This is a genomic window from Rhodovibrio salinarum DSM 9154 (assembly GCF_000515255.1).
Lineage (GTDB): Bacteria > Pseudomonadota > Alphaproteobacteria > Kiloniellales > Rhodovibrionaceae > Rhodovibrio > Rhodovibrio salinarum.
The window spans coordinates 2,625,333-2,647,578 of the sequence record NZ_KI911559.1 but is presented as its reverse complement, the minus strand read 5'-3'; the positions used below and the strand labels follow the sequence as shown (position 1 = coordinate 2,647,578).

25 protein-coding genes are annotated in these 22,246 nt (G+C 64.3%); 22 read left to right on the top strand and 3 right to left on the bottom strand.

Going from position 1 to position 22,246, the window contains the following annotated elements; genetic code table 11:
* The first annotated feature begins 247 nt into the window (after window positions 1–247).
* The 6 genes from RHOSA_RS0112285 (at window position 248) to RHOSA_RS22200 (ending at window position 5,600) form a co-directional block, all read left to right on the top strand.
* Complete coding sequence (locus tag RHOSA_RS0112285) at window positions 248–1,024, top strand: ABC transporter ATP-binding protein (protein ID WP_027288905.1); 777 nt, start codon at window positions 248–250, stop codon at window positions 1,022–1,024.
* Between the two features lie 30 nt (window positions 1,025–1,054).
* Window positions 1,055–1,759, top strand: a complete 705-nt coding sequence (locus RHOSA_RS0112280) for an ABC transporter ATP-binding protein (protein ID WP_027288904.1) — start codon at window positions 1,055–1,057, stop codon at window positions 1,757–1,759.
* A 19-nt stretch (window positions 1,760–1,778) separates the two neighbouring features.
* Window positions 1,779–2,642, top strand: coding sequence for a branched-chain amino acid ABC transporter permease (locus RHOSA_RS0112275; RefSeq protein WP_027288903.1), 864 nt, complete (start codon window positions 1,779–1,781; stop codon window positions 2,640–2,642).
* 3 nt (window positions 2,643–2,645) lie between these two features.
* Window positions 2,646–3,611, top strand: coding sequence for a branched-chain amino acid ABC transporter permease (locus tag RHOSA_RS0112270; protein ID WP_200372026.1), 966 nt, complete (start codon window positions 2,646–2,648; stop codon window positions 3,609–3,611).
* A 367-nt stretch (window positions 3,612–3,978) separates the two neighbouring features.
* On the top strand, window positions 3,979–4,971 hold the full coding sequence (locus tag RHOSA_RS0112265; RefSeq protein ID WP_156092716.1) for a fatty acid desaturase family protein: 993 nt from the start codon (window positions 3,979–3,981) through the stop codon (window positions 4,969–4,971).
* Window positions 4,968–5,600 (top strand): LysE/ArgO family amino acid transporter, encoded by a 633-nt coding sequence (locus RHOSA_RS22200; RefSeq protein ID WP_051432099.1) that lies wholly within the window; start codon window positions 4,968–4,970, stop codon window positions 5,598–5,600. Before RHOSA_RS0112265 ends, RHOSA_RS22200 begins: the two co-directional genes overlap by 4 nt.
* A gap of 99 nt (window positions 5,601–5,699) precedes the next feature.
* On the opposite strand, the gene RHOSA_RS22195 is transcribed toward RHOSA_RS22200, so the two are convergent.
* A complete protein-coding gene (locus RHOSA_RS22195; RefSeq protein WP_037256258.1) occupies window positions 5,700–6,920 on the bottom strand; it encodes an ABC transporter substrate-binding protein in 1,221 nt (406 codons plus the stop codon).
* A 246-nt stretch (window positions 6,921–7,166) separates the two neighbouring features.
* Complete coding sequence (locus tag RHOSA_RS0112250; RefSeq protein WP_037256255.1) at window positions 7,167–7,577, bottom strand: Ros/MucR family transcriptional regulator; 411 nt, start codon at window positions 7,575–7,577, stop codon at window positions 7,167–7,169.
* Between the two features lie 306 nt (window positions 7,578–7,883).
* Here RHOSA_RS0112250 and rpiB point away from each other — a divergent pair, with 306 nt between their 5' ends.
* The 11 genes from rpiB (at window position 7,884) to RHOSA_RS22190 (ending at window position 17,608) form a co-directional block, all read left to right on the top strand.
* On the top strand, window positions 7,884–8,342 hold the full coding sequence (rpiB, locus tag RHOSA_RS0112245; protein WP_027288899.1) for a ribose 5-phosphate isomerase B: 459 nt from the start codon (window positions 7,884–7,886) through the stop codon (window positions 8,340–8,342).
* 122 nt (window positions 8,343–8,464) lie between these two features.
* The gene (gene glyA / locus RHOSA_RS0112240; RefSeq protein ID WP_027288898.1) at window positions 8,465–9,790 is read left to right on the top strand and encodes a serine hydroxymethyltransferase; all 1,326 of its coding nucleotides are present in this window, start codon (window positions 8,465–8,467) and stop codon (window positions 9,788–9,790) included.
* Window positions 9,791–10,020: 230 nt separating this feature from the next.
* Entirely contained in the window at window positions 10,021–10,485 is a 465-nt protein-coding gene (gene nrdR / locus RHOSA_RS0112235; RefSeq protein ID WP_027288897.1) for a transcriptional regulator NrdR, read from the top strand.
* Window positions 10,486–10,528: 43 nt separating this feature from the next.
* A complete protein-coding gene (ribD, locus tag RHOSA_RS0112230; RefSeq protein WP_027288896.1) occupies window positions 10,529–11,620 on the top strand; it encodes a bifunctional diaminohydroxyphosphoribosylaminopyrimidine deaminase/5-amino-6-(5-phosphoribosylamino)uracil reductase RibD in 1,092 nt (363 codons plus the stop codon).
* A gap of 52 nt (window positions 11,621–11,672) precedes the next feature.
* Window positions 11,673–12,290 carry a riboflavin synthase gene (locus RHOSA_RS0112225; RefSeq protein WP_027288895.1) on the top strand — a complete coding sequence of 206 codons (618 nt, stop codon included), beginning with the start codon at window positions 11,673–11,675 and terminating at the stop codon, window positions 12,288–12,290.
* Window positions 12,287–13,462, top strand: a complete 1,176-nt coding sequence (ribB, locus tag RHOSA_RS0112220) for a 3,4-dihydroxy-2-butanone-4-phosphate synthase (protein WP_242468784.1) — start codon at window positions 12,287–12,289, stop codon at window positions 13,460–13,462. The genes RHOSA_RS0112225 and ribB overlap by 4 nt, the downstream gene beginning before the upstream one ends.
* Window positions 13,463–13,514: 52 nt before the next feature.
* Window positions 13,515–13,979, top strand: coding sequence for a 6,7-dimethyl-8-ribityllumazine synthase (locus tag RHOSA_RS0112215; RefSeq protein ID WP_027288893.1), 465 nt, complete (start codon window positions 13,515–13,517; stop codon window positions 13,977–13,979).
* A gap of 51 nt (window positions 13,980–14,030) precedes the next feature.
* Window positions 14,031–14,585 (top strand): transcription antitermination factor NusB, encoded by a 555-nt coding sequence (nusB, locus tag RHOSA_RS0112210; RefSeq protein WP_051432098.1) that lies wholly within the window; start codon window positions 14,031–14,033, stop codon window positions 14,583–14,585.
* Window positions 14,586–14,678: 93 nt separating this feature from the next.
* On the top strand, window positions 14,679–15,665 hold the full coding sequence (thiL, locus tag RHOSA_RS0112205) for a thiamine-phosphate kinase (protein ID WP_037256250.1): 987 nt from the start codon (window positions 14,679–14,681) through the stop codon (window positions 15,663–15,665).
* A gap of 171 nt (window positions 15,666–15,836) precedes the next feature.
* The gene (locus tag RHOSA_RS0112200; protein ID WP_027288890.1) at window positions 15,837–16,313 is read left to right on the top strand and encodes a flagellar basal body-associated FliL family protein; all 477 of its coding nucleotides are present in this window, start codon (window positions 15,837–15,839) and stop codon (window positions 16,311–16,313) included.
* Between the two features lie 65 nt (window positions 16,314–16,378).
* Window positions 16,379–17,608 (top strand): MFS transporter, encoded by a 1,230-nt coding sequence (locus RHOSA_RS22190; protein ID WP_081728690.1) that lies wholly within the window; start codon window positions 16,379–16,381, stop codon window positions 17,606–17,608.
* Between the two features lie 69 nt (window positions 17,609–17,677).
* On the opposite strand, the gene RHOSA_RS22185 is transcribed toward RHOSA_RS22190, so the two are convergent.
* A complete protein-coding gene (locus tag RHOSA_RS22185; RefSeq protein ID WP_037256235.1) occupies window positions 17,678–18,169 on the bottom strand; it encodes an outer membrane protein assembly factor BamE in 492 nt (163 codons plus the stop codon).
* 154 nt (window positions 18,170–18,323) lie between these two features.
* Here RHOSA_RS22185 and RHOSA_RS22180 point away from each other — a divergent pair, with 154 nt between their 5' ends.
* The 5 genes from RHOSA_RS22180 (at window position 18,324) to RHOSA_RS0112165 (ending at window position 22,236) form a co-directional block, all read left to right on the top strand.
* Window positions 18,324–18,908, top strand: coding sequence for a ubiquinol-cytochrome C chaperone family protein (locus RHOSA_RS22180; protein ID WP_051432097.1), 585 nt, complete (start codon window positions 18,324–18,326; stop codon window positions 18,906–18,908).
* Between the two features lie 130 nt (window positions 18,909–19,038).
* A complete protein-coding gene (locus tag RHOSA_RS0112180; protein ID WP_027288889.1) occupies window positions 19,039–19,599 on the top strand; it encodes a YceD family protein in 561 nt (186 codons plus the stop codon).
* A 166-nt stretch (window positions 19,600–19,765) separates the two neighbouring features.
* Window positions 19,766–19,951 carry a 50S ribosomal protein L32 gene (gene rpmF / locus RHOSA_RS0112175; protein ID WP_027288888.1) on the top strand — a complete coding sequence of 62 codons (186 nt, stop codon included), beginning with the start codon at window positions 19,766–19,768 and terminating at the stop codon, window positions 19,949–19,951.
* 246 nt (window positions 19,952–20,197) lie between these two features.
* Window positions 20,198–21,265 carry a phosphate acyltransferase PlsX gene (gene plsX / locus RHOSA_RS0112170; RefSeq protein ID WP_027288887.1) on the top strand — a complete coding sequence of 356 codons (1,068 nt, stop codon included), beginning with the start codon at window positions 20,198–20,200 and terminating at the stop codon, window positions 21,263–21,265.
* Complete coding sequence (locus RHOSA_RS0112165) at window positions 21,265–22,236, top strand: beta-ketoacyl-ACP synthase III (RefSeq protein ID WP_027288886.1); 972 nt, start codon at window positions 21,265–21,267, stop codon at window positions 22,234–22,236. Before plsX ends, RHOSA_RS0112165 begins: the two co-directional genes overlap by 1 nt.
* The last annotated feature ends 10 nt before the right edge of the window (window positions 22,237–22,246 follow it).

Sequence of the window (22,246 nt, the reverse complement as noted above, 5' to 3'; positions counted from 1 at the left end):
CTCTTTGCATGCCCCTGGTCAGCTCCGGGCCGCGACATATGTGTCGATGTTCATGCCCTTGCTCCCGACCGGTTGCTCGTCTATACCGCGCGCCGGCCGGAGTCGCGGTGTGCCGAGCGGGGTATAGCTGCAGGCTGCGGTCATCGGGCCGAAGCAGGGCGGTCCATGCTAACCGACGTAGATGCGCACCAGGCGCACATGCACCGTAAGCGCGATCCGGCGATCGATGACGATCGAGAGGGGGCCGATGATCGAAGTTCGCAACGTCACCAAGACCTTCGGCGGGCTTGTCGCCGTCGACAACTGCTCACTGGAGGTCGGTTCTGGATCGATCACCGGGATGATCGGCCCCAACGGCGCGGGTAAGTCGACGCTGTTCAATATCCTCGCTGGCTTCATCCCCCCGTCTTCCGGACAGATTCTGTTGGACGGGCGGGACATCACCAAGCTGCCTCCGCACAAGCGCTTCGAGCTCGGCATGGTGCGCACCTTCCAGGTGCCGAGCGAGCTTGCGCGTATGACCGCGCTCGAAAACCTGATGCTGGTGCCAAGCGACCAGTCGGGCGAGAGCCTGCTCAACGCTTGGTTCCGTCCAGGACGCGTGCGCGCCGATGAGCAGCGCACCCGTGCGCGCGCCGAGGAGGTGTTGCAGACGCTCGAGCTGACCCATGTGCGCAATGAGCTGGCGGGTAACCTGTCCGGCGGTCAGAAGAAGCTGTTGGAGATCGGCCGGACGATGATGACGCCGGCCAAGGTGGTGCTGCTGGACGAGCCGGGCGCGGGCGTGAACCGAACGCTGATGGGCAAGATCACCGAGGTGATCCGCCGCCTGAACCGGGAGCATGGCTATACCTTCTGCATCATCGAGCACGACATGGACTTGATTGCAGAGCTTTGCGATCCGGTGATCGTCATGGCTCAGGGAACCGTTCTGACCCAGGGCACGATGGACGAGATCCGCAAGAACGAGGACGTGCTCGAAGCGTATTTCGGCGGCGGCGCGGCGGCCGCCGCGGACGCGTAATGGCGCATACCCCAAGGGAGACGCGCGGCCATGAGCCTGCTTGAGGTCGACCAGATCCGCGGTGGTTACGGCGACGTGGACATTCTCAACGGCGTCGAGATGCGCGTTGAGCAGGGCGAGATCGTCGCGATCATCGGCCCGAACGGTGCGGGCAAGTCCACCGTGATGAAAGCGGTATTCGGGCTGGTGAAGGTGCGCGAGGGCCGGATCACTTACCGCGAGAAAGAGATCGCCAACCTGCGCCCGGACCAGATCGTGCGTCAGGGCCTGTGCTACGTGCCGCAGGAAAAGAACGTTTTCCCGACCCTGACGGTCGAGGAAAACCTGGAGATGGGCGCGTTCATCCGCAACGACGACTTCTCCAAGGATCTTGAGAAGGTCTACGAGTTGTTCCCGGCGCTCTATGAGAAGCGCCGGCAAGCCGCCGGCGCTTTGTCCGGGGGGCAGCGCCAGATGGTCGCCATGGGCCGGGCGCTGATGCTCGATCCCGGGCTGATCCTGCTGGATGAGCCGACCGCCGGTCTGGCCCCGGCGATCGTCGATCTGATCTTCGAGAATATCAAGAAAGTCAACGGCTTGGGCGTCAGCATTCTGATGGTGGAACAAAACGCCAAGCAGGCGTTGAAGATGTCCCACCGCGGCTACGTGCTGACAACCGGCCGCAACCGCCACCACGACACCGGCGAGAACCTCCTGAACAATCGCGAGGTCGCCGAGATGTTCTTGGGCGGATAAGGGGGCGCGAGACACCCAGATGGCCGAGTTTCTGCAGCTCACGATTTACGGCATCGTTGCCGGCAGCATCTTCTCGCTGGGCGCGATCGGGTTGTCGCTGGTCTACGGAATCCTGCGATTCCCGCATTTTGCCCACGGCGACCTGATCACGCTGGGCGCTTATTTCACGTTGGTTCCCGTGTCCATCCTGGGCGCCCCGCCGGAGTTGTCGTTCTTCTTCGGCGTTGGTGCGACCATGCTGGTTGCGGTGGCGGTCGACCAGATTCTGTACCGGCGGCTGCGCAAGGTGGCCCCCGTGATTCTGCTGATCTCGTCGGTCGGCGTGGCGCTGATCCTGCGCTCGCTGGTGCAGCTGATCTGGGGCCCGGGCAATCAGTACTACAGCCAGGGGATTGAGATGCCCTGGCGGTTGGCGGGCGTGAACGTCAAGCCAGACCATCTGCTGATCGTCGCCGGCGCGGTCGTGCTGGTGGTCCTGCTGCACCTCTTCCTGCAGAAGACCAAGACCGGCAAGGCGATGCGCGCCATGTCCGACAACGCCGATCTGGCGCAGGTGACCGGCATCGAGGTCAACAAGGTGATCATCTGGACCTGGGTGATCGGTGGCGGCATGGCCGCCGCGGCCGGCGTGTTCCTGGGGATCGATACCCGCCTGCATCCGGTGATGGGGTGGCGGCTCCTGCTGCCGGTCTTCGCCGCCGCGATTCTGGGCGGCATCGGCCGGCCTTACGGTGCGATCGTCGGCGGCCTGATCATTGGCCTGGCGCAGGAGTATTCCACGGCGTTCCTGTCCCCGCCTTACAAGCCGGCGGTGGCGTTCGCCTTGATGGTGATCATGCTGATCTTCAAGCCGACCGGCCTGTTAGCCGGCAGGAAGGCGTAAACCATGTCGGGCATCATCGAATACGGGATGTTCACCCTCTGCCTGATCGGCATTTTCGGCATCCTGACCCTGGGGCTGAACATCCAATGGGGCCTCACCGGGCTGTTCAACATCGGTGTCACCGCCTTTGCCGCCGTCGGGGCCTACACCAGCGGTATCCTAACCGCGCCGCCGTCGGACGCCCATTTGGGGGGCTTTGGGATGCCCCTTCTGGTGGGCATTGCCGGGGCGATCATCGTGAGTGGCATCCTGGCCCTGTGCGTCGGCTTGATCACGCTCAACCTGCGCGCCGATTACCTGGCGATCGCCTCGATCGGCATCGCCGAGATCGTGCGCCTTTTCCTCAAGACCGAAGGCTGGCTGACCGGTGGCGTACGCGGCATGGAGATCGGGCGGCCGTTCGAGGGCTGGCTGGGCGGCAACTTCACGCTCAACTACCTGATCTTCACGATTCTTGTGGTCGCGGTGCTTTATGTCCTCCTGGAAATTGCCCGACGCGCCCCCTGGGGCCGCGTGTTGCGCTCGATCCGGGAGAACGAGGATTCCACGATGGCCGCAGGCAAGAGCGTGTTGGCCTTCCGGCTGCAGGCGTTCGTGCTTGGGTCCTGCGTGATGGGGCTGGGCGGCGCGATGTATGCCCACTTCTTCGGCTTCGTAAGCCCGGAAGCCTTCCGCCCGATGATCTTTACCTTCCTGGTCTGGGTGATGTTGATCGCCGGGGGAAGCGGCAACAACAAGGGCGCGCTGGTCGGCGCCTTCGTGATCTGGCTGATCTGGTCGGGGTCCGAATTCATGACCGGTATGCTGCCGGCCGACCTGTCGACCCGGGCGGGCTCGGTCCGCATCCTGCTGGTGGGGCTGCTGTTGGAGATTATCCTGGTGACCCGGCCCGAAGGCTTGCTGTCCGAGGCCGGCGAGCGCAAGCGTCAGATCGCCCGTGAACGGCGCCGCGCTGGCGAAGAAGGATAGCTTGGGCCGCGCCCGTGCCGCGGAGCAGCACGGTGGCGCTTAGAACATATTTCCCAGGGCGCTAACTGGCGCCAGTGGACGCGGTATCCTGTGGTCCCGCGCTGGCCCATCCAATAATGGCCCGCCGGATCGCAGCGGGGACTGGAGCGTGCGACTAAGGCGCGAAGCCGGCTGTTTGCGCCTTCGCGTCCGCTTCCAACGCAGACCGTTATCCTGTCGACATCCGTGTTGTTGTGCGTTGGCGCCGACCCAGTGCGGCCGCGTTTGATCGGCAGATGGCCTACAATCAATCGAAATAGGTACGTAGTCTTCCTTAAGGCCTAGCGAGTTAACGGGAGGGTTAGCGAAATAACGAAAATTTTCACGTTTGCTTTTTAGCTTCCCTTGCGCGTTGCCGACCCGCGGCGGCGCTCACCTTACGCGAGCAAAAGGGAAGTGCCGTATGTCTGCCAAAACCGTCCGCCGAGCTTTCCGGCATGAGTTCAAAAACCTACCCCGCAACGATCTGTGGACCGCCTCGGCGATTTTCGCCACCTACCTGCTCGGTATCGCCGGCGGCATTGCCTTGGGCGCCTACCTGATCGGTCATCCGGGGTTATGGAGCCCGTTCGCGGTCATGGCGCTGATTGTGTTCATCGCCACCCGACTTCGTGGGCTCAACAATATCGTGCATGAGTGCAGCCATTACACCTTCACGCGGTCGATCCGCGCCAACGTGGCATTCGGCCGGATCGCGGCCGTCGTGTTGCTGGGCGCCTTCCGCAAATACGAGCGGGAGCACGCCACCCATCACACTTTCCTGGGCGACCGCATGCATGACAAGGATTTCGAGAACCTTCAGGTATTCCGGATCGACGCGCCCGTGACCCGTGGCAGCTTGCTGCGCCACGTCGTGACGCCGCTGCTGTGCCTGCACATCCGTCGCTACTTCCCGGTCGACCTGTCGTTCGAGGATGGCCGGGGGGTTGGCATCGCCAAAATGGCTTTACTGGCGGCTGTCGGCGCGGGGGCGTGGCTGGCGCCGTTGACGACCGTGTTGATGGTGCTCGTGCCTTACCTCTACGTCATGACCGCCATCAACTATTGGAACGATTGCGTCGATCATGCCGGTTTGATCGGAGAAAGCGACGATCTCTACGCCTCGCGGAACCTGATCCTGCCGCAGCCGGTGCGGGCCCTGCTGTTCCCGCGCAACGATTGTTACCACCTCGTCCATCATCTGTTTCCGAGCGTGCCGGTGCAGCATCTGCCAGCCTGCCATCGAAGGTTGATGACCGATCCTGTTTACGCCGCACTCCGCCACCATCCCCGACTGCCGCGTTCGCAACCGGCCGGTCAGGTCGGATGGAGTGCGCCATGATGGTGTTCGTCTCTGGCATGGCTATGGCGGCGAGCCTGATCGTCGCGATTGGTCCGCAGAACGCCCTGCTGATCCGCCATGGGTTGGCACAGGTGCCGACAGTGTTCGCGATCGCCGGTATCTTCGTGGCCGTGGACATGGTGTTGATCTCGATGGGCGCGCTTGGTGTGGGGTCGCTGGTGTCTCAATTGCCAGAGCTCAAACTGACACTCGCCGCGATCGCCGCCGCCTTTTTCCTGTACTATGGGCTGTCCAGCCTGTGGCGTGGGATCGTCGGCGGCAACGATGATGGCTTGCTGCAGCCGGCAACCGCTGGGTCGGCGTACGGCTCCGCGATTGCCGTGTCGATCGCCAACCCAGGCGTGCTGTTCGATACCGTCGTCCTGGTTGGTGGGCTGGCCAGCCGCTACGGCGATCTCGGCACCCGGATGGTGTTCTCCAGCGGGGCAGTGGCGGCATCGCTGCTGTGGTTTTCCACGCTTGCCGCGACCTCCTACCTAGCGGGACGCTACGTTAAGGGCACGACGGTCTGGCGGGTGCTCGACATCGGGCTCGGGGTCCTGATGGTCATCCTGGCCGCCAAGCTGACGAGCGACGTCATGGCGCTGGCCCGTATCGTTATGGTCTGATGCCCTCATTCGGGCCCGTTTGGCACGAAAAAGGCCCGCCGGGGAGATCCCCGGCGGGCCTGATTCGGTGTGCCGTTTTCGGCCGAGAAGGGGGAGCGCTTATGCGCCGCCGCCGGTCACCTTGCGGATGGTTTTGACGCCTCCGTCTTCGGTGAAGGTCCAGTGTTCGATGATGCCCGGCACGTCGCCGTTCTCATCGAAGTCGTGCGGACCAGCGGCGCCTTCGTAGTTGACCTCTTCGCCGTTTTTCAGCGCCTCAAGGGCCTTGGCCCACTCGCCCGGGCCGACCTTGACGCCTGGCGGGTTGGAGACGTCATGGAGCGCGTCGCGTACTTTTTCCCCGTCGGTCGAGCCGGCCGCTTGCATGGCGAGCGCCAGCAGATAAGTGCCGTCATATGCCGTATCGATGAACGGCTTCGGTGGCAGGCTGCCGTATTCGTCCTGATAGGCTTTTGTGAAGGCTTCGGCCCCATCGGTATCGAACGCCGTTGGCGTCGAGCCGATCGTGTTCGCCAGATACTGACCGCCGATGGCTTCCACGACCTTCGGCGTTTTCATGCCGTCGGTCATGATGAACTGATCGAAGTAGGCTTCTTCAAGTGCCTGCCGGAGAATGGTGATGCCGTTCTCTGGGTAGCCGACGAGCAGCAGCGCGTCCGGGTCGCCGCTGGCGGCGTTGGACAGCTCGCCGCGATAGGACGCCTTGCCCTTCTCGTAAGGCAACATGGTGGTCACCTTGCCGCCGCGCTTCTCGAACTGCGACTTGAAAACCTCCGCAAGGCCCTCGCCGTAGTCGTTGTTGACGTATACCGCCGCGACAGAGCGTACGCCCTCGTCATAAACGATGTCGCCCAGCACCACGCCCTGCAACTGGTCGGAGGGGATCGTCCGGAACAGGTAACCGTTGTCCTCCAAATTCGTGATCACGGGGGAGGTCGACGCGTTGGAGATCTGCGGCACCCCCTCTTGCGAGGAGACGCTTTTCGCGATCGGAATGGTCACCCCGGAGGACAGTGCGCCGACCAGTCCAGCGACATTCTCGACGTTCACCAGCTTCTTGGCAGCGTCAACGCCGGCTTGCGGGCTGGTCCGGGTGTCGGCGATCGACAGGCCCAAATCCTCGCCTAGAACGCCGCCGGCGGCATTGATTTCCTTGATCGCCAGTTCGACGCCCTTGCTGGAGGTCTCGCCGAAGTCGGCGAGGTCGCCGGTAAGTGGCATCACCGCGCCGATCTCGACGTCCTGTGCCGCAGCCGGACCGGCCGCGGCGGCGCCCGCCATTAGGGCGGACAACGCGATCCCTGTCAGACGTGTGTTCATGTCGCTCCCTCTCGCTTGTCGTTGCTTGGCCAGAGTGGCCTCCCGTCAATCCGCCTCGAAGTCCAAGCGACGGCCCAAAATCGCATGTCCATGTGGACAAGCGTCATCAAGACCTCCACCGTCGGGACGTCTCGAGGGCGGGCGCCACCTAACAGAGGTGGTCGGAAGAAATGTCGTCCGGGCAAGCCTGCTACGCAAGACCTGCGTAGCTATCGAACTGGGCGGGGTAGGCCGCGACTGGACCTCTCAGGTCCGGGGTTTGCGCCCCAGACCGATGTCCTTGGCGAATTCCGAACGCTGTTCGGCATAGTTCGGCGCGACCATCGGATAGTCCGGGCTGAGTCCCCACTTGGTCCGGTAATCTTCGGGGGTCATGCCATGTGCTGCGCGCAGGTGGCGCTTCAGCATCTTCAGTTTCGCCCCGTCTTCCAAGCATACAAGATAGTCGGGTTGGATCGACTTTTTGATCGGAACGGCCGGTTCTTGTTGTGGGGCGGCGGTCGCTTCACCCGACTGGGCCAGACTGCCATGCACTTCGCGGATGACCTGCGAGAGTTGGTCTGGGCTCACACTGTTGTGCTGCAGATAAGCGACGACGATATCCGTCGTTTGGTCTAGCAAGTCACGGCTCTCAAAGTTCCTCGTATCGGCCGTCACATTCGCATCCTTTCCTCGCTCGCCGGAACGTCCAGATTTTCTATGTTTCGAAGAGAAAGTCAACGCGTTTTCGCAGTTGAGGATTGTTCGATACAGCGTTTTCACAGCGGTTGGTGCGAACGCGTGGGGCTGGGACCAAGAACGCCGGTCCGACCCTTGTCCTGTAAACGTGAGAGACAGCTATACTGCGCTTCATGGTGCGGTTCATGGCAGCGAGACTTGGGGGTGGTCTTTTACCCCCGCGCGAGATGTGGTAGACCCCTGGCTCAGCCACATCGGTCCAAAATCCAGGATCAGCACTCCCTTATGACCAACAGTCAATCCATCGCTGGCCAACTGGTTGCGTTCGCCGCCGATCATGCTGGTGTGGCGCTTAAGGATGCGCTCGCGCAGGAGTTGCGGGAGGCTGGCGCCGAGGTCATCGATCTTGGCACCCATGGCGAAGACTCGGTTGACTACCCGGATTACGGCACCGCGATGGCCCATGCGATCGCGGACGGACGGGCGGCGCTTGGGGTGCTGGTCTGTGGTACCGGCATCGGCATTTCGATCGCAGCCAACCGCAATCCGGCGGTGCGCGCGGCGCGTTGCGCCAACACCACCGACGCGCGGCTTGCCCGGCAGCACAACGACGCCAACGTCCTCGCGCTGGGCGCTCGGACAATGGGGGTTGAAGTGGCCCGGGATTGCCTGCGCGTTTTTTTGACCACCGCGTTCGAAGGCGGCCGGCACCAGCGCCGGGTCGACAAGCTGACCGACGCCTGACCGGCTTACGGTTCGTTGCGCGACGCTTCATGACCAATGAACGGCGTCGGCGCGTCAGAACAAGGACCGGTGATCGGACGTTATGGAAAGCTGCAACGACGGCTTCTTAACCGAGGACAGACATGACCGCTCATAGCAACGCCGCACAGGACCAGCAGGCCCCGAATGGATTCTTCACGGAATCCTTGAAGGACAGCGATCCCGAGCTGTTCGGCTCGATCGAGAAGGAACTGTCCCGCCAGCAGAACCAGATCGAGTTGATCGCCTCGGAAAACATCGTCTCCAAGGCGGTGCTCGAGGCGATGGGCTCGGTGCTCACCAACAAGTACGCCGAAGGCTATCCCGGCAAGCGCTACTACGGCGGCTGCGAGTACGTCGACATCGCTGAAGAACTCGCGATCGAGCGTGCCAAGAAGCTGTTCGGCTGCGCCTACGCGAACGTGCAGCCGCACTCCGGCGCGCAGGCCAACCAGTCGGTGATGCTGGCGCTGTTGAAGCCAGGCGACACCATCCTGGGGATGTCGTTGTCGGCTGGCGGTCACCTGACGCATGGCGCGGCGCCGAACCTGTCGGGCAAGTGGTTCAACGCCGTACAGTACGGCGTGCGCCAGGACGATGGTCGGATTGACTACGACGAGGTGGAGCGCCTGGCGGTCGAGCATAAGCCGAAGCTGATCCTGGCCGGCGGCTCCGCCTATCCGCGCCATATCGATTTCAAGCGCTTCCGAGAGATCGCCGACAAGGTCGGGGCCTGGTTCCAGGTCGACATGGCGCACTTCGCCGGTCTGGTCGCCGGGGGCGTGCACCCGAATCCGCTCGAGCATGCCCACGTCGTGACCTCGACCACGCACAAGACTTTGCGTTGTGCGCGCGGCGGCATCGTGCTGACCGACGACGAATGGATCGCGAAGAAGATCAACGGCGCCGTGTTCCCGGGCCTGCAGGGTGGGCCGCTGATGCACATCATCGCCGGCAAGGCTGCCGGCTTCGGCGAAGCGCTGCGGCCGGAATTCCGTGCCTATAGCCAACGCGTCGTCGACAATGCCAAGGCGCTGGCGAGCCGGCTCATGGAGCATGGCCTGGACACGGTTACCGGCGGCACGGACACCCACTTGGCTTTGGTCGATCTGCGGCCGAAGGGGATCACCGGCAAGGCGGCGGAAGAGTCGCTCGATCGCGCCGGCATTACCTGCAACAAGAACGGCGTTCCGTTCGATCCGGAAAAGCCTACGGTCACCTCAGGCATCCGTTTGGGTGCGCCGGCGGCGACGACCCGCGGATTTGGGCCGGAAGAGTTCCGGCAGGTTGCTGATCTGATCGCCCGCGTGCTGGATGGCCTGCGCGACAACCCGCAAGATAACAGCGCTGTCGAGCAGGCAGTGAAGGCGGATGTGCAGGAGCTGTGCAAGCGCTTCCCGATCTACTCGGGTGGGGCGCAGACGGCGTAACGACAAGCCCAGGGCAATGTCGCGCGGTTCGCCAGGCGGACCGCGCGATGCCTTTTGGGGCAATCAACTGAAGACACCGCCGATGGCGGACGCTACTATATATAGATAGCTGACGGATCGACATTCGACACGACGATCAAAACGGGCCGACCGCCGAGGGGACGGCCGACACCGGGACCGGCCGGCGGGCAACCGTTGCTGGAGGTTCCAGAAGTAGCGGGTGCGGGGGAATGCGCTGTCCTTTTTGCAGCAACGACGATACGCAGGTTAAGGACTCGCGTCCGACCGACGACAATCAGGCGATCCGCCGGCGCCGGCACTGCCCGAACTGCGGTGCACGCTTCACCACCTTCGAGCGGGTTCAGCTGCGCGAGTTGACGGTGGTGAAGGCGAACGAGAAGCGCGAGCCGTTCGACCGCGATAAGCTGATGCGGTCGATGCAGATCGCCCTGCGCAAGCGTCCGGTGGACCCGGAACGCCTGGAGCGGGTGGTCAACGGCATCGTCCGTCGGCTGGAAAGCTCCGGGGAGAGCGAGATTCCGGCTAAGATGATCGGCGAGATGACCATGGACGCGCTCGCCACGCTGGATCAGGTGGGCTACGTGCGCTACGCCTCGGTCTACAAGAATTTTCACGAGGCCCGGGATTTCGAGACCTTCGTTGGCACCCTCGAAGGCGACCAAGACAACGTCTAGTTCGTGCTCATCGGCCACCCAGGCGGCAGCGGACGCTGCCTGGATGGACGGCGCGCTGGCGCTCGCCCGCCGTGGGCTCGGGCGCACTGCGCCGAACCCGGCGGTTGGCTGTATTCTGGTGCGCGACGGGCGCGTTCTGGGCCGTGGCTGGACCCAGCCGGGCGGTCGCCCGCATGCGGAGACCGAAGCGATTCGCCGAGCCGAAGCGGCCGATCCAGACGGTGCGCGCGGCGCGACCTGTTATGTGACCCTCGAACCCTGTGCTCACCACGGCAAGACGCCGCCCTGCGTCGATGCGCTGATCGCCGCCGGCGTGTCGCGCGTTGTCGCCGCGTTGGAAGATCCGGACCCGCGGGTTGCAGGCGCCGGTTTGGCGCGTCTGCGCGACGCCGGGGTTGAGGTCGACACGGGCGTCCAGGCTGAGGCCGCGGCGGAGGTCAATGCGGGCTATCTGTTGATGCGCCAGCAGGACCGCCCCTTGGTCACGCTCAAGGCCGCGACGACGTTGGACGGCCGGATCGCCACCCATACGGGCGAGAGCCGCTGGATTACCGGGGAGGCCGCCCGGGCGCAGGGGCATCTCCTGCGCGCGCGGCACGACGCCATCGTGGTCGGCAGCGGGACGGCGGTCGTGGACAACCCGGCGCTTACCGTGCGTCTGCCGGGTATGACGGAGTATGGCCCGCGGCGTGTCGTACTGGACGGTCGGTTGCGGTTGCCGCTGACCCACGCCCTGGTGCGGGATGCCACAGAAGTTCCGACTCTCTTGATGACCCGTCAGGATAGCCCCACAGACCGGTTGCAGGCGTATCGCGACGCGGGGGTCGAGATCGCGTCCTTGCCGACCGACAGCAACGGCGCCCTGTCGTTGACGGCCGCGCTCCACGAACTGGCCGTGCGCGGGATCACCCGTGTGTTGGTCGAGGGGGGCGGCCAGTTGGCCGCGGGACTGCTGCGCTACAGTCTGGTCGACCGGTTGGTCTGGTTCCGGAGCGCGCGGGTGGTTGGCGGCGACGGCATCCCCGCGATTGCCGGTTTCGGTCTCGACGCGTTGGCCGACACACCGCGTTTCCGGCTGGCGGGTGCGACATCGGTGGGCGAAGATGTGATGGAAACCTATGTCGCAGTGGCCTAAACCGGCCCACACTCTTACACCTAGCTTGATCCTGACTTAGGTTCCCGCTCGCATGTTTACTGGAATCGTGACAGACGTTGGCCGCGTGCGCGCGGTGCAAAGCCCCCCGGAAGGTGAAGCCGGCGATCTCCGGTTTGTCTTCGACACCGCCTATGATCCTGCCACGCTTGCGCTCGGCGCGTCGGTCTGCTGTGCCGGCGTCTGTTTGACAGTGGTTGAGACGCACGCGCAGGGCTTCGCCGTCGACGTCTCCGCCGAGACGTTGTCAAAGACAACGCTGGGCGACTGGGACGCGGGCACGCCGGTCAATCTGGAACGTTCCCTGCGAATGGGCGACGAACTGGGCGGCCATTTGGTGTACGGCCACGTCGATGCGCTTGCGCGTGTGGTCGACGCCTATCCCGAGGGCGATTCCTGGCGCTACCTTTTCGAGGTGCCGCAGGCGCTTGCGCAGTACGTGGCGCCCAAGGGCTCGATCGCGCTCGATGGCGTGTCGCTGACGGTGAACGAGGTCGAGGGCAACCGGTTTGGCGTGAACATCATCCCGCACACCCGCGACGTAACGACGTTCGGCCAGCGCGAGGCGGGCAGTCTCCTGAATTGCGAAATCGACATGCTGGCGCGCTATGTAGCGCGCATGCTCGCGGCGGGTGGCGAGGACAAGGAATGAGTGAGCAGGCCATGAGCAGCAATGCGGATCCGCGCACCACGGTCTTCCACGAGCTGAAGTCGCCGCCGCAGGACATCATCGAGGATGCCCGCAACGGGCGCATGTTTATCCTGGTCGACGACGAGGAGCGGGAAAACGAAGGCGACCTTGTGATCCCCGCTCAGATGGCGACGCCCGAGGCGATCAATTTCATGGCCAAGTTCGGCCGTGGCCTGATCTGCTTGGCGTTGACCGGCGAGCGGGTGGAGGAACTCGGCCTGCCGATGATGGCGCGACGGAACGAAGGTCGTCTGGAAACGGCATTCACCGTGTCGATCGAGGCACGCGAAGGGGTGTCGACTGGCATTTCCGCGCATGATCGGGCCCATACCGTGACAACCGCGATCGATCCTGAGAAGGGCGCGCGGGACATCGAGACGCCGGGCCATGTCTTCCCGCTCGCCGCGCGCGATGGCGGGGTGCTGGTGCGCGCCGGTCACACCGAGGCCGCTGTGGATATTGCCCGACTGGCTGGTCTCAACCCGTCCGGAGTGATCTGCGAGATCATGGCCGACGATGGCACCATGGCCCGGCGCGACGATCTGGTGCAGTTTGCCCAGTACCACGGTCTCAAGATCGGCACGATCGCCGATTTGATCGCCTACCGGCGCCGGCATGATCGGATCGTACAGCGGATTCACGAGACCACGCTGAACAGCACGTACGGCGGCCAATTCAATATGGCGATCTACGTTAACACGGTCGCCTATGCCGAGCATGTCGCGCTTTGGATCGGGGACATCGCGGACGATCGCCCGGTGCCTGTGCGCATGCACGCCTTGTCGATCCTGGACGATGTGCTGGGCGACCGGGACGGCGGCAAGGTGGGGGAATTGGCCACCGCCATGCGCATGATCGCCGAGGAGGGGCGCGGCGTGATCGTGTTGATCCGGGAGCCCACGGCGACGGCGCTTTCCGATCGGCTGCGCGCGCGCAAGGGCGACGCGAGTTCCGGCGGCGGGGAACTGCGCGATTACGGGGTCGGGGCGCAAATTTTGCTGGACCTGGGCGTTAGCGATATGGTCCTGCTGTCGAACAGTCACCGCACGGTGGTCGGTCTGCAGGAAGGTTACGGCCTGCGCATCGTGGACCAACGGCCGATCCCAACCGGTGATGACGGCGGCGCGAGCTGAGCGCCGCCCCCACACGCTTCCCTAACCTCATGCACCGCAGGACCGACCGGCCATGGCCGACGCGCCGCACATTCTGATCGTCGAAGCACGCTACTACGAGGACGTAGGCGAGCATTTGCTGAGTGGCGCGGTCCAGGCTTTGGAGGCGGCGGGCGCCACCTACGAAGTGGTGCAGGTCCCAGGGGCATTCGAAATCCCGACCGCGATCCGCATCTCCGTACGCTCGCTCGATTTCTACTCTGGTCGGCCGCGGCCCGACGGCTATGTCGCACTCGGTTGCGTGATCCGGGGAGAGACGACGCATTACGACTACGTCTGTCAGGAAAGCGCCCGCAAGTTGCAGGACATCTCCGCTGAACATTGCCTGGCGCTGGGCTATGGCATCCTGACAGTGGAAAACCACGCGCAGGCGATGGCGCGCGCGGACGTGAACCGCAAGAACAAAGGCGGCGAGGCCGCTGGTGCCTGCCTGCAGATGCTGCAGGTCAAGCGGCGGTTCAACCTGTATCCGCGCTGAAGCGCGTCAGGCAGCTACCGCCAGCAGATGAACGCAACGACGAGGCCGGCCATGCCGGAGACCGAGGAGACGTACGTGACCACGCGCGCCGATACCCGTTACAAGGGCCAGGGGCCGGATCGCCGCCGACAGGCGCGATTGGCGGCTGTGCAGGCGCTGTATCAGGTCGAACTGGGCGAGATGACCGCCGACCGGGTGGTCACGGAGTTCCTGCAGTACCGCTTGGACGAGACGATCGACGGGATCCAACTGGGACGGATTGATCGCGGCCTGTTCGGCGATATCGTGAAGGGTGTCGTCGCGCACCGCACAGACCTGATCGACTCCCTGAGCGGCGCGCTGGCCGAGGGCTGGAGCTTCGAGCGTCTGGAACGGCTGCTACGGATCATCATGATGTGCGGCCTGTTCGAGCTGGCTCATCGGCCTGCGACGCCCGCTCGGACGGCGATTCACGAATACGTCGATCTTGCCAAGGCATTCTTCGATGACCGCGAGCCCCGGATGGTCAACGGTGTGTTGGACCACTTGGCCCAGGTGTTGCGGCCGGAAGAGATTGCAGAGCGCCCCGATGGTGAGGGGGATCGCTCGGGGACGCGCGACGGTTAGGCAAGATCCAAGTCCAGCACCGTCGTGGACTTGGACGACGTCACTTCGGGCCGCAGTACCTGAAACATCCGGCCCAGCGAACGGGGAGGGCGCATGCGCGGCGAATTCGAGCTGATCGCACGCCATTTTGCCCCGCTGGCTGCCGATGTGAGCGGGGCGTTTGGCCTGCAAGACGACGCAGCCGTGATCCAGCCCGAGTCGGGGCGGGATCTGGTCTATACCAGCGACACCATTTCGGCCGGTGTTCACTACTTGCCGGATGATCCGGCGGGGGATGTCGCGCGCAAGCTGTTGCGCGTGAACCTCTCTGATCTCGCTGCGATGGGGGCGCGACCGGAGGGATATCTGCTCAACGCCGCCTTCCAAGCGGATGTCGAGGAGACCTGGATCGCCGAGTTTGCCGCTGGTCTCGCGGCCGATCAGGAGAGCTACGGCATTCACATATGGGGCGGCGATACGACCCGTACGCAAGGTGCGACCGTGCTGTCGTTGAGCGCCATCGGCTCGGTTCCCCACGGTCAATGCTTGCGCCGATCCGGCGCGCGCGCGGGCAATTACATCTTCGTCTCTGGCACGATCGGCGACGCGGCGTTCGGCCTAAAAATCGCGTTGGGCGAGCTTGCGGATGAGCTGGATGGCGGTACGCAAGCCATCCTTGTCGATCGCTACCGTCGCCCACGCCCGCGCGTGACCCTCGGAGAAGGGCTGCTGGCCCGTAACCTTGCGACGGCGGCCCTGGATATCTCCGATGGACTCGTAGCGGACCTCGCCCATTTGTGTGCCGCTTCCGGCCTCGCCGCGGAAATCGACGCGGCGGCGTTACCGTTGTCGACCGGTGTTCAGCAACTCATCGAGCGCGACTCGGCGCGGCTGTCGACCGCGCTTACCGGCGGCGACGATTACGAACTGGTGTTCGCCGTTCCGTCGGAACGGCGGGACGCGCTGGTCGAACTGGCCCGCGAGTTGGATTTACCGCTGACCTGTATCGGGCACCTGGAAGAGGGCGCCGGCGAGGTCACCGTGCGTGGCCCGGACGGTACCGTCGTCAAAACGGCACAGACCGGTTGGCAGCACTTCTAACCCGCGGGCTGGGCTTAATACCGCTTCGCATCATATAGCTTAAAAACAGCAGGTTATAGAATATATTTAATGTTAACATGAGAGGCGGTTATTTGTCGGTGTTTAACCTCCTCGCAAGGAAAAATACCCTATGGTCCGACCACTTCGAACAACTCCTCTGACGGCGGTTCAATGGTGCGGATTCTTCTCTTTTGCGTGGTGGTGGTCCTGGTGGCTGGCGGCGGGACGGCAGGCTGGTGGTTCGGCTTGCGCGGTGAACCGTTCCCGTTCGGCAGCGCTCAGGCCTCGGAAGGTAATCCCGCCGAGGAATCCGCGTCGACCAGCAGCTACGTGGAACTGGACCCCATGACCTTTCCCGTCATGCGCGACGGGCAGGTGCGTGAGCTGATGACCTACGTCGTCCAGCTGGAGGTGCCCAACGAGGCGGCCGAGGAAAGCGTTCGGGCGCGGGAGCCGGCGGTGCGTGATGCGATGCTGAGTGAGCTGCATGGCCTCTATGCTTACCGTTTCATCAGCGACCGCGAGGACAAGATGGACTTGGTCAAGCGTCGCTTGCTGAAGGCGGCACAGCGCGAAGTCGACGCCGATGTCCAGGCGGTCTTGCTAAAAGGCTTCAACCGCCGGCCGCAACAGGCCCAACGACGTTGAGTTTTTGACCGGATAGGCTGTTACGGCCTTCCAAGCTAGGCGCTGGTCGCTTAGCTTCCAGCGTCATGAACCAGCCTCGGACCATCGCGACTGTTTCAATTCTGGCCCTGTGCCAGGCCCTCACCATGACCTGCAGCGCGCTGGTGATTTCGATCACCGCCCTGGTCGGCGAACAACTCGCCCCGCGACCGGGGCTGAGCACGTTGCCGCTGGCGCTGCAGTTCCTGGCGTTGATGTCGGTCAGTCCGGGTGCGTCCCAGTTCATGAAGCGCTTCGGCCGCCGCGCCGGTTTCACCCAGGGATCCCTGATCGGGATCGCTGGTGGGCTGAGCGGCGTGTTCGCGATTCAACAGCAGAGTTACGCCCTGTACTGCGGGACTGCGGTGCTGACGGGGGCGTTCCTGGCGCACGGCATGTACTACCGCTTCGCCGCGGCCGATGCGGTCGAGCCGGCGTGGCGCAGCCGCGCGATCTCGCTGGTCATGGCGGGCGGTGTGCTTGCGGCCGTGCTCGGGCCGCAGATCGCCAACCATGCGCGCACCCTGATCCCGGACGCGATGTTTGCGGGCGGTTATCTGGCGATCGCCGGGCTGTGCGGGCTCGCGCTGCTGCTGGTGCAGTTTGCCCGAATCCCAAAGCCTTCGACGGAAGAACGGCAGGCGGGCGGTCGGCCGCTTGGTGAGATCGTCCGACAGCCAGCGCTTTTAATGGCCGTGTTCTGCGGCATGGTCGCCTATGGGGCGATGAATCTGATCATGTCGGTCACCCCACCGGCGATGATGGGCCATCAGCACGCCTTTGGCGAGGCAGCGATGGTGATCCAGTGGCACGTTTTCGCGATGTTCGCGCCGTCGTTCTTTACCGGTCATCTGATCCACCGCTTCGGTGTGCGCACCGTGATGGCGACCGGTGTGCTCGCCAACCTGGGCGCCGTGGCGATCAATGTGTCCGGTACCGGGATGGCGCACTTCGCTGCGGGTTTGGTTCTGCTTGGCCTTGGCTGGAATTTCATGTTTGTCGGCGGCACGACCTTGGTCACCGAACTGCACAATGCGGCGGAGAAAGCGAAGGTGCAGGCGTTCAACGACGTGCTGGTATTCGGCACGGTGGCCGCGACGGCGTTGCTGGCGGGCGTCCTCTACGACGCGCTGGGCTGGACGGCGGTCAACCTGTCCGTCGTGGTGCCATTGCTGGCCGCGCTCACGGCCCTGGTTTTCGTCCCGCGAACTAAACGGGAAGATGCGCCGGAACAGGGATATGCGACTGGGGAGGCGGGATCGCCCACGGGCTCGTGATCGGCCAATAGGACAGAAGCGGCGCACGGCTTTCTGCCGTCGCGCCATCGTGCCAAGCGGGCCGACCGGTTAGCGGGTCGGGTCCGGGTTGCCGATTCCACCGCTCCCCGGGGCGTTGTTGAAGCGTCCGACGTTGCCGAGCAGCTGTTGGATAAGGCTCAGGTTGCGGCCCTCGGTCGGAGTCTCGCGGTCGACCAGATTGATGTTCTGAGCATCGGCCATCGTATACAGTTTCTTGCCGGTCAGGCGGTCCTGCCCATCGAACGTCAGAACCAGTACGTTGCGTTCCTTGATATCCGGCTCGAAAAAGGCGAATTGCGTCTGCTTCTGACCGACATAATACCAGGTCGAATCCTGGAAGCTGGAGCGAACGGACGGGGGGCCCAGCAGGTTGACGACGTCGGTACGGCCCTGCTTGCCGGGTTCGATCCGCGCCAGCTCGGTATCGTCGGGGAGGTTACCGTGCACCTGCACCGGCAGTTCGCAGCCGGCCAGGGCCAACACGCTCGCGCCGGCGAGGCTCAGCTGTCGCAATCGACGCAGGAAATTCGCCTGGCTCATGGGTGCCCATTGTCCTTCGATCTGGAAGCCGCGTTATGTGCTTGATTACCCTTAGCGGTGCGCCCATTTCAAGGCCGGCAGCGTGCGGCAGGCCGCGGATTTCGAGGTCGCGGACGTGTGCTGCGCAACCTGATAGCGATAACCGGACCACTGCATGAAGCTCGCCCAACTGTTTCGCCGCCGCCGACCGGAAGCCAAACCGGCGGCCGATTTGTATACCAAGGCGGTCGCGCAGGCCCGGCAGCCCGGGTTCTATACCGAGCTGGAGGTGCCGGATACGCTGGACGGCCGTTTCGAGTTGGTTGCGCTGCACGTCTACCTGCTGCTGCGCCGGCTCCGTGCCGACCATCGTCGGACGGGACGCCTCGCGCAGCAGGTGTTCGACGTAATGTTCGAAGACATGGATGGCAGCGTGCGCGAGTTGGGGGTCAGCGATCCGGGCGTCGGTCCACGGGTGAAGAAGATGGCCCGCAACTTCTATGGTCGGATCAAAGCGTACGATGCTGGTCTCGACGGCCATCGCGCCGAGCTGCGCGAAGCGCTGCGGCGCAACCTGTACGGCAACGTCGATGCCGTTTCCGAGGCGACGCTCGAGGCCGTGGCGGACTATATGGCACGCACGGATGCCGCTTTGGCGGATGCGTCTTTGGACGGATTGATGCGGGGGACCGTGGATTTCCAGACGATTGCGCCGACCCCAGGCGGTGACGAAACGCACCGATCGGCACAATCCGCCTGAACGCGCTGGTTTTGGGGCGGGTTGAAAAGCGATTGACCCGGTGGTCGGGGGGCGCCTATCGTCCCGCCCGCTCATGCGCCGGCGCTGCTTGGCCAACGATCGCCGGCCGCGCAGCCGATTGGCAGGAGTGATGACCCAGGACAACGGCGACAGCATCGAGTTCTCTCGCAAGCTCCGCCTCGACAAGCTTGCGGGCGGTCCGATCGAACGCACGCTGGAGGCTAAGCCGGAAGAGTGTCGCCAGCTGCGCGATCGCTTCGGGCTGGTCGACTTGATGGCGCTCAGCGGCACGGTCACTGTGTCGCGGCTGATCGACAGCCCGTTGATCCGGGTTGAGGGCAGCTTCCAGGCTCAGGTGCGGCAGACCTGTGTGGTCAAGCTGGAACCGTTCGACGCCGAGGTCGCAGAGAGCTTCGTCCAGCTTTACACGCTGGATCCCGCCGCAGCCGAGGCGGAAGAGGGCGAGGTCTTTGTCGCGCTCGACGAGGATGACACGCCCGAGCCCTTGACTGGGGACAGTCTGGACTTGGGCGAGGTGCTTGCGGAGCAGCTGGCGCTTGCGCTCGACCCGCACCCGCGGGCACCGGATGCCACGTTCGATCCCGAGCGCTATGGCGTGGGACCGGACGAAGAGGACGAGGCGGCGGATAACCCGTTCGCCGTCCTGCGCCACCTGAAAGGGGACGGCTAGACCCAGCCGTCTCGATCATCAGGCCGAAACCGGAATGCCGGCTGGCTCGTTGTCGCACATCGCGCGCACCTGCGCCTGCGACGCGGGCTTGTCGGGGCCGACCTTTTTGTTTAAGACGCGGCTTCCAGCCTGAAGCCGCACATGGATGTGAGACGAAGGACGAATCATGGCCGTTCCGAAGAAAAAGGTGTCGAAGTCCCGGCGCGATAAGCGTCGCTCACACCACGCGCTGAAGTCGCCTGCTTACGTGGTCGACCAGGACAGCGGCGAGTACCGCCGCCCCCACCATGTCGATCTCAAGACCGGCATGTATAAGGGCCGCGAAGTCCTGGAGCCCAAGGACAAGTACTGACCACCAGCCCGTTTGCCGGTGGCTGTGCTGACCCGGCGCTCAAGGCGGCGCACGGCGTTTTCGTCGTGTGCCCGCCGTGCCGGCGTCGCATCTATCCCGGGGCTGTCCCGAGTCCGATTCAAGCTCCAGGCTCTGGCCCGTACGCTGACCCTCGGTATCGGCCCCGACGACTGGCCAAGTCACACGACGGCACCAGCGCGGCATGATCCGGTTCCGCGCCGGTGACAAGGCGGAGGTAGGTCGTAGTTGAGCGATCGCCTGACCATCGCATTGGACGCCATGGGCGGCGACCAAGCACCGCGTATGGTGCTGCGCGGTGCCAACCTTGCCCGCAAACGCCACCCCCAGGTCGAGTTCCTGGTTTTCGGGCGTGAGCAGGATGTGCAGCCGTATCTGTCGAAGCTGAAGAAGCTGCGTCAGGTGACGACGCTCGTGCATTGCGACGACGTGGTCTCCGACAGCGAGAAGCCGTCTACCGCCCTGCGTAACGGCCGCAATTCCTCGATGCGCCAGGCGATCCAGGCCGTGCGTGACGGCAAGGCCGACGGTGTCGTGTCCGCGGGCAACACCGGCGCGCTGATGGCGATGTCGAAGATGGTGCTCAAGATGCTGCCGGGCATCGACCGGCCGGCGATCGCCAGCTTCTTTCCCACCCAGGTCGGGGAATCGGTGATGCTGGACCTGGGCGCCAACGTTCAGTGCGATGCGCAGAACCTGGTCGACTTCGCGATCCTGGGCAACGCCTTCTCGCGCACCGTGCTGGGAACGATGGAACCAAGCTACGGACTGCTCAACGTCGGCGCCGAGGAGCGCAAGGGGCACGAGGCTCTTTGGGAAGCGCGTGATCGCCTGAAAGAGCTTGAGCTGCCCGGCCGGTTTCACGGCTTCATCGAGGGCGACGACATCGCGAAAGGCACGGTGGATGTGATCGTCACAGACGGCTTCACCGGCAACGTCGCGCTGAAGGCCGCCGAAGGTACGGCGAAGCTGATTAGCAGCTATCTGAGAAGCACCTTCAAATCCTCGATCTTTGCCCAGCTTGGCTATCTGTTGGCGCGCCGGGCGATGCAGAAGCTGCGCAAGCGGACCGATCCCCGGCGTTACAACGGGGCGATGTTCCTCGGCCTGAACGGCATCGCGGTGAAAAGCCACGGCGGTACCGATCCCGTGGGGTTCGCCAACGCCATCGGGGTCGCAGTCGACCTCGCGCGCGGTGGCTTCCTCGATCGCATCCGGGCAGACCTCGGCCAGCTTGACCGGACGGCCGGACCGGCGCGCAACGGCAACTCCAGTGCGCAGGCGGTGGCGGGCTGATGGCTACCCGGTCGCGAATCATCGGTTGCGGTGCCTATCTGCCCAAGCGCGTCGTCAGCAATGTCGAACTGGCGCAGCGGGTCGACACCTCGGACGAATGGATCCGCCAGCGGACCGGAATTCAGGAGCGTCGGATCGCCGCGCCGGGGGAGAAGACCTCCGATCTCGCGACCGCCGCGGCCCGCACCGCCATCGAACGCGCCGGGATCGACGTCGCGCAGCTCGACCTGATCGTCGTCGCCACCGCCACCCCGGACGAAACCTTCCCGGCCACCGCGACCACCGTCCAGGCGCGTTTGGGGATGGATCACGGGGCGGCGTTCGATCTGCAGGCCGTGTGTACCGGGTTCGTCTACGCGCTTGCGGTCGCCGACAACTTCCTGCGGCTGGGGCAGGCGCGCACGGCGCTCGTGATCGGCGCAGAGACCTTCTCCCGTATCCTCGACTGGGAAGACCGGACCACCTGCGTCCTGTTCGGCGACGGTGCAGGGGCAGTCGTGCTGCAAGCGCAGGAGACCGATGGCTTCCGGCCAAGCGGCGTCTTGTCCACGCACCTCTATTCCGACGGCCGGCACCACGATGCTCTTTATGTCGACGGTGGCCCCTCCAGCACGCAGTCGACCGGCCATCTTCGCATGGAAGGTCGCGAGGTGTTCCGTCACGCGGTGGTGCGCATGTCGGAGGCGGTCGACGCTGCCTTGTCCGCCAACCAACTGAGCGCGAACGACGTTGATTGGCTGGTTCCCCACCAGGCCAACATGCGGATCATCGAGGCGACCGGCAAGCGCCTGAACCTTTCGCCTGAACGCGTGGTGACGACCGTCGACCGCCACGCCAACACCTCCGCCGCGTCGATCCCGCTCGCCCTGTTCGAGGCAGTCGAGGACGGTCGCATACAGGAAGGCGACCTGGTGCTGCTCGAAGGCATGGGCGGTGGCTTCACCTGGGGGAGTGCCCTGATCCGCTGGTAGGCTGTACGTC